General features: G+C 71.5%; 5 protein-coding genes. 3 read left to right on the top strand and 2 right to left on the bottom strand.

The window, feature by feature from the left end; genetic code table 11:
- Positions 1 to 75 precede the first annotated feature (75 nt).
- A complete protein-coding gene (locus NGB36_RS19130) occupies positions 76 to 444 on the bottom strand; it encodes a holo-ACP synthase (protein WP_255921543.1) in 369 nt (122 codons plus the stop codon).
- The gene (gene glmS, locus NGB36_RS19125; RefSeq protein ID WP_255921542.1) at positions 441 to 2,288 is read right to left on the bottom strand and encodes a glutamine--fructose-6-phosphate transaminase (isomerizing); all 1,848 of its coding nucleotides are present in this window, start codon (positions 2,286 to 2,288) and stop codon (positions 441 to 443) included. The genes NGB36_RS19130 and glmS overlap by 4 nt, the downstream gene beginning before the upstream one ends.
- A 196-nt stretch (positions 2,289 to 2,484) precedes the next feature.
- Between glmS and NGB36_RS19120 the strand changes: the two genes are divergently transcribed.
- The 3 genes from NGB36_RS19120 to NGB36_RS19110 all read left to right on the top strand — a co-directional run bounded on the left by NGB36_RS19120 (position 2,485) and on the right by NGB36_RS19110 (position 6,019).
- Positions 2,485 to 3,399 carry a L,D-transpeptidase family protein gene (locus tag NGB36_RS19120; RefSeq protein ID WP_255921541.1) on the top strand — a complete coding sequence of 305 codons (915 nt, stop codon included), beginning with the start codon at positions 2,485 to 2,487 and terminating at the stop codon, positions 3,397 to 3,399.
- Positions 3,400 to 3,474: 75 nt separating this feature from the next.
- Positions 3,475 to 4,695, top strand: a complete 1,221-nt coding sequence (alr, locus tag NGB36_RS19115; protein ID WP_255921540.1) for an alanine racemase — start codon at positions 3,475 to 3,477, stop codon at positions 4,693 to 4,695.
- 10 nt (positions 4,696 to 4,705) lie between these two features.
- Positions 4,706 to 6,019, top strand: coding sequence for an alpha/beta fold hydrolase (locus NGB36_RS19110; RefSeq protein ID WP_255921539.1), 1,314 nt, complete (start codon positions 4,706 to 4,708; stop codon positions 6,017 to 6,019).
- The last annotated feature ends 33 nt before the right edge of the window (positions 6,020 to 6,052 follow it).

Genomic DNA, 6,052 nt, shown 5'->3' with positions numbered 1-6,052 from the left:
GGAAAAACACCCCACCCCAGCCGCAACCGCGGGAAACACGCGAACCGACCCCCAAGGCCCAGCGCCCAGCGCCCGTCACGCCTCGGCGATCACCACCGCGGATGCGATACCCGCGTCGTGGCTGAGCGACACGTGCCACTCCCGGACCCCGAGCGCCGCCGCCCTCGCCGCCACCGTGCCCGTGACGGCGAGTCGGGGGCGTCCCGAGTCCTCCGTGAGGACCTCCGCATCGTGCCAGTGCAGCCCTGACGGCGCGCCAAGCGCCTTCGCCAGGGCCTCCTTCGCGGCGAACCGGGCGGCAAGCGAGGCGACGCCGCGCCGTTCCCCGTCCGGCAGGTACAACTCGCCGTTGGTGAAGATCCGCTGGGCCAGGCTCGGCGTCCGGTGCAGCGATTCCTCGAAGCGTGCGATCTCGGCCACGTCGATGCCGACACCGATGATCATTCGACGGTGACGGACTTTGCGAGGTTGCGCGGCTGGTCAACCTCGTTGCCGCGGGCCGTCGCCAGCTCGCAGGCGAAGACCTGCAACGGGACGGTCGCCACCAGCGGTTGCAGCAGCGTCGGCGTGGCCGGGATGCGGATGAGGTGGTCGGCGTAGGGGACGACCGCCTCGTCGCCCTCCTCGGCGATCACGATCGTGCGGGCACCCCGTGCGCGGATCTCCTGGATGTTGGAGACGATTTTGTCGTGGAGGACGGAGCGCCCGCGCGGTGAGGGGACGACGACGACCACCGGCAGGTCGTTCTCGATCAGCGCGATCGGCCCGTGCTTCAGCTCGCCCGCCGCGAACCCCTCGGCGTGCATGTACGCGAGCTCCTTGAGCTTGAGCGCGCCCTCCAACGCCACCGGGTAGCCCACGTGCCGTCCGAGGAAGAGCACGGTGTTCTTGTCCTTGAGCGAGCGTGCGAGCTCCCGTACCGGCTCCATCGTCTCCAGGACCTCTTCGACCTCCTTGGCGATGTCGGACAGTTCGCGGACGAGGGAGTGGATCTCGTCGCCCCACTTGGTGCCGCGTACCTGGCCGAGGTAGAGCGCGACCAGGTAGCAGGCGACGAGCTGGGTGAGGAACGCCTTCGTCGAGGCGACGGCGACCTCGGGCCCCGCGTGCGTGTAGAGCACGGCGTCGGATTCGCGCGGGATCGTCGAGCCGTTGGTGTTGCAGATGGCGAGCACCCGGGAGCCCTGTTCGCGGGCGTGGCGCAGCGCCATGAGCGTGTCCATGGTTTCGCCGGACTGGCTGATGGCGATGACGAGGGTGCGCGGGTCGAGGATCGGGTCGCGGTAGCGGAACTCGCTGGCCAGCTCGATCTCGCAGGGGATGCGGGTCCAGTGCTCGATCGCGTACTTGGCGATCATCCCGGCGTGGAAGGCGGTGCCGCACGCCACGATGACGATCTTGTCGATCTCGCGCAGCACGTGGGCGGGGATACGGACCTCGTCGAGGACGAGGCGGCCGTTCACGTCGATACGGCCGAGGAGGGTGTCGGCGACCGCCTTGGGCTGTTCGGCGATCTCCTTGAGCATGAAGTAGTCGTAGCCGCCCTTCTCGGCGGCCGAGGCGTCCCAGTCGACGTGGTATTCGCGCACGTCGCCCGGCTCGCCGTCGAAGTCGGTGACGGTGACGCCCTCGCGGCGCAGTTCGACGACCTGGTCCTGGCCCAGCTCGATGGCGTCACGGGTGTGTGCGATGAACGCGGCCACGTCGGAGGCGAGGAAGTTCTCACCGTCACCGACGCCCACCACGAGCGGGGAGTTGCGGCGGGCGCCGACGACCACGTCGGGTGCGTCGGCGTCGACGGCCACCAGGGTGAACGCGCCGTCGAGGCGGCGGCAGACCTGGCGCATCGCCTCCGCGAGGTCGCCGGTGGAGGAGTAGGCCTCGGCGAGGAGGTGGGAGACCACCTCGGTGTCGGTCTCGGAGAGCAGTTCGTGGCCGCGGTCGGTGAGCTCGGAGCGCAGCTGGGCGAAGTTCTCGATGATGCCGTTGTGGACGATGGCGACGCGGCCCGCGTTGTCCAGGTGCGGGTGGGCGTTGGTGTCGTTGGGGGCGCCGTGGGTGGCCCACCGGGTGTGGCCGATGCCGGCGGTGCCGCTGGGCAGCGGCCGGTCGGCGAGCTCCTTCTCGAGGTTGGCCAGCTTGCCCGCCTTCTTCGCCGCGGCAAGGCCGCCGTCGGCGAGCACAGCGACCCCCGCCGAGTCGTAGCCGCGGTACTCCAGCCGCTTCAGCCCGGCGATGACGACGTCGAGGGCGTTCTGGCCGCCCACGTATCCCACGATTCCGCACATGGGGGTCAGCTTACGGGGACGGGGTGGGCGGGCATCGGGCTGCGTACGGCCCTCCGGGGGATGTGGTGCCGGGCGAAGGGGTGGACTTGCGCCCGGGCGCGGGAAATGTGTGGCCGAACCGACGGCCACAAGGCGTATGGCTGAAGCCGTCCAATCGCTGCGCGAAGGCCTCGCGCATACCTGGAGGGCCAGTGCGATGTCTGGATTGAAACGGATGAGAGCGGCGGTGCTCGCCGCTGCGGTGGCACTGCCGTTGACGGCCGGTGGGAGCGCCGCGGCGTACGGAAAGTACGACAAGCCGGTAATGCGTACGCCGGGCATGTCGCGCGGGGCGGTGGCCGAGGGCCGCAGAGACGTTTCGGCGCTCCAGTCCCTGCTCGGCCTGCCGGTCGTGCCGGTCAGCTGGCACCGCGATGTCCGCTGGCCGGAGATCCCCTACTGCGACCCGCACACCGGTCCGTATCAGACGCAGATCGAGCGCCTCCTGCACTTGTTGATGTACGGACAGCAGACGCGCGCCAGTTGCGTCGCGATCCGCCATTACCAGCGCACGCACGGCATCCACCCGGCCATCGGATACGCCGGACCTGTGACCTTGCACCGTCTGCGTGGCCGCCATCCGCACCGTCACGGGCATATGCGCCTCGTGCACCGCCTCCGGCCGCGGCGGCGCGTGACACACATCACGCACACCACCGGCATCACCCGCATCACCAACCCGAACGCCGCAGGGCGCTGCCCGACCGGCAATTTCCGTATCGCCTGCGTGGACCAGAACCGGCAGATCATGTGGGTGCAGCACGGGCGGCGGATCGTCTTCGGCCCGGTGCGGATCCGCACCGGCTACGGCCGCTACCGCACCCGCAACGGCATGCACCGGGTTTACTGGAAGCACCGCTACCACGTCTCCTCGCTCTACGGCATGCCGATGCCCTATGCGCAGTTCTTCGACCGCGGTGAGGCCTTCCACGGCATCTACGGGAGCGTGAGGTCGCGGCATCGCTCGTTCGGCTGCGTGAACATGCGGCTTGCCGATGCCCGCCGTCTGTGGAGCGTGCTGCGCAGGGGCGACCGCGTCTACCTGTGGGGTCACGTTCCCGGCCACGCCTGAGCGCTCACGGGCCGCCGGTGCCCGACCGCACCCGCCGGTACCGGGCCACCGGTGATGCCTGAGACACTGGCGGGGATGAACGAGACCGTGCGCCCGGGCAGCGACCCGGACTCCGCTGACCTCAGCCGCTGGCGTGGCGAGCCCGATGCGTTGCGCGCGTGGGCCGAGATCGACCTGGCGGCCCTGCGCGCCAACGTGCGGTCGTTGCGTGCCCGCGCCGCAGGGGCCGAGGTGATGGCCGTGGTGAAGGCGGACGCCTACGGCCACGGGATGATCCCGTGTGCCCGCGCGGCCCGTGAGGCGGGCGCCACGTGGCTCGGCACCGCCACGCCCGACGAGGCACTCGCGCTGCGCGCGGCCGGTGTCGACGGCCCGGTGCTGTGCTGGCTGTGGACGCCGGGCGGACCGTGGCGCGAGGCGGTCGAGGCGGAGATCGACATCTCCGTCAGCGCCAGATGGGCGCTGGAGGAGGTCGTCGCCGCCGCCCGCGCCGCCGGGCGGATGGCCCGCGTCCAGCTCAAGGCCGACACCGGCCTCGGCCGCAACGGCTGCCAGCCCGCCGACTGGCCGGAGCTCACCGCAGCCGCCCGCGCCGCCGAGCGGGACGGCCTGATCCGGGTCACCGGCGTCTGGTCGCACTTCGCCTGCGCCGACGAACCCGGTCACCCGTCGATCGCCGCACAGCTCACCGCGTACCGGCAGGCGCTGGCCACCGCCGAGGCGGTGGGCCTGCGGCCCGAGGTGAGGCACCTCGCCAACTCCCCGGCGACCCTCACCCTCCCCGAGTCGCACTTCGACCTCGTCCGTACCGGTGTCGCCATGTACGGCATCTCGCCGGTGCCGCAGCTCGGTTCGCCGGCCGACTACGGGCTGCGGCCGGTGATGTCGCTGGTCGCCAAGCTCGCGAGCGTCAAACGGGTTCCGGGCGGCCACGGCGTGTCGTACGGCCACCTGTATACGACCCCCGGCGAGACCACCCTCGGGCTCGTCCCGCTCGGCTATGCCGACGGCATTCCCCGGCACGCGTCGGGAACCGGTCCTGTGCTGGTCGCGGGCAAGTGGCGCACGGTCGCCGGACGGGTCGCGATGGACCAGTTCGTCGTCGATCTCGGGGGGGACGCGGCGGAGGTGGGCGATCGGGCAGTACTGTTCGGCCCTGGTGACCAGGGTGAGCCGACCGCGGAGGACTGGGCGCGAGCGGCCGGCACCATCGCATACGAGATCGTCACTCGGATCGGGGCCCGAGTGCCGCGCGTCTATACGGACAGCGGGAGACGCGTCAGCACAGGGGAGTAGCTGAACCACCATGAGCGACAGCACCGCGGATACCGGCAAGGCGGCGGCGAAGGCCGTCGCCGCGGCTGTTCGGCCGGGGCAGCCGGGACAGCAGGCTCTGGGCCTCCTCGCGCGCGCCGGCAAGCAGGCCGGTTTCGTCGGCGCGGCGATCGGCGTTGTCGCGGCCGGTGCCGCCGCGGGCGTGGCGGTAGAACGGATGACGGTCGGCCGCGAGATACGCCGCAAGGCGCGCCTCGCCCTGGACGCGGCCGGTCCGTACGGGACGCTGCGCGGCGAGCCGGGGCTGGCCGTCGCAGAGGACGGCACCGCCCTGTACTACGAGACCGAGGAGATCGACGCCGGCGCGCAGGGCGGCACCAACGGCATGCACAAGGCGCTGGGCGGTCTGTTCCGGCGCGGTGGCTCCGACGCGCCGCTCACCGTGGTCTTCAGCCACGGCTACTGCCTCAATCAGGACGCCTGGCACTTCCAGCGTGCGGCGCTGCGCGGCCACGTACGGGCCGTCTACTGGGACCAGCGCAGCCACGGCCGCTCCGAGCGGGGGCATGCGCAGATCGACGGCAGCCCCGCCACCATCGACCAGCTCGGCCGCGACCTGAAGGCAGTCATCGATGCCGCCGCGCCCGAGGGGCCTCTGGTGCTCGCCGGGCACTCGATGGGCGGTATGACGATCATGGCGCTCGCCGATCAGTTCCCCGAGCTGGTCGCCGAGCGTGTGGCAGGGGTGTTCTTCGCAGGGACATCGACAGGCAAGCTGGCGGCCGTGTCGCTGGGGCTGCCGGCGGTCGGCGCGCGCGCCTTCCGTGCCCTCGCCCCCGGTCTGCTGCGGGCACTGGGCAGCCAGGCGGATCTGGTCGAACGGGGGAGGCGGGCGACGGCCGACCTGTTCGCGGGGGTCGTCAAGCGGTACTCGTTCGGCTCGGACGACGTCGATCCGGGCGTCGCGCGGCTCGCCGAGCGGATGATCGAGTCGACGCCGATCGACGTCGTCGCGGAGTTCTACCCGGCCTTCACCGAGCACGAGAAGGCCGAGTCGCTCGCGGCGCTCGACGGGCGGCCCGCCCTCGTCATGGCGGGCGACAAGGACCTGCTGACGCCGAGCGAGCACAGCGTCGCGATCGCTGAACGGCTGTCCGCATGCGAGCTCGTCGTCGTGCCCGACGCGGGGCATCTGGTGATGCTCGAATACCCGGAGCTGGTCAACGGTCACCTCGCGGCGCTGCTGGCGCGCGTCGCCGACGAGGTGCGGGCGCCGCTGCCGGACGCGGTACGGGAGCTCGGCGCTGCCGCTGCCTCGGAGATCGCGGAGGCAGCGGGTGCGTAGTGCCGTGGGGTGGGCCCGGTTCCGCGTAGCATC

Source organism: Streptomyces humicola (genome assembly GCF_024436035.1).
Lineage (GTDB): Bacteria > Actinomycetota > Actinomycetes > Streptomycetales > Streptomycetaceae > Streptantibioticus_B > Streptantibioticus_B humicola.
Note: the sequence above shows the minus strand (reverse complement) of the source record. Positions and strands in the feature narration are given on the sequence as shown.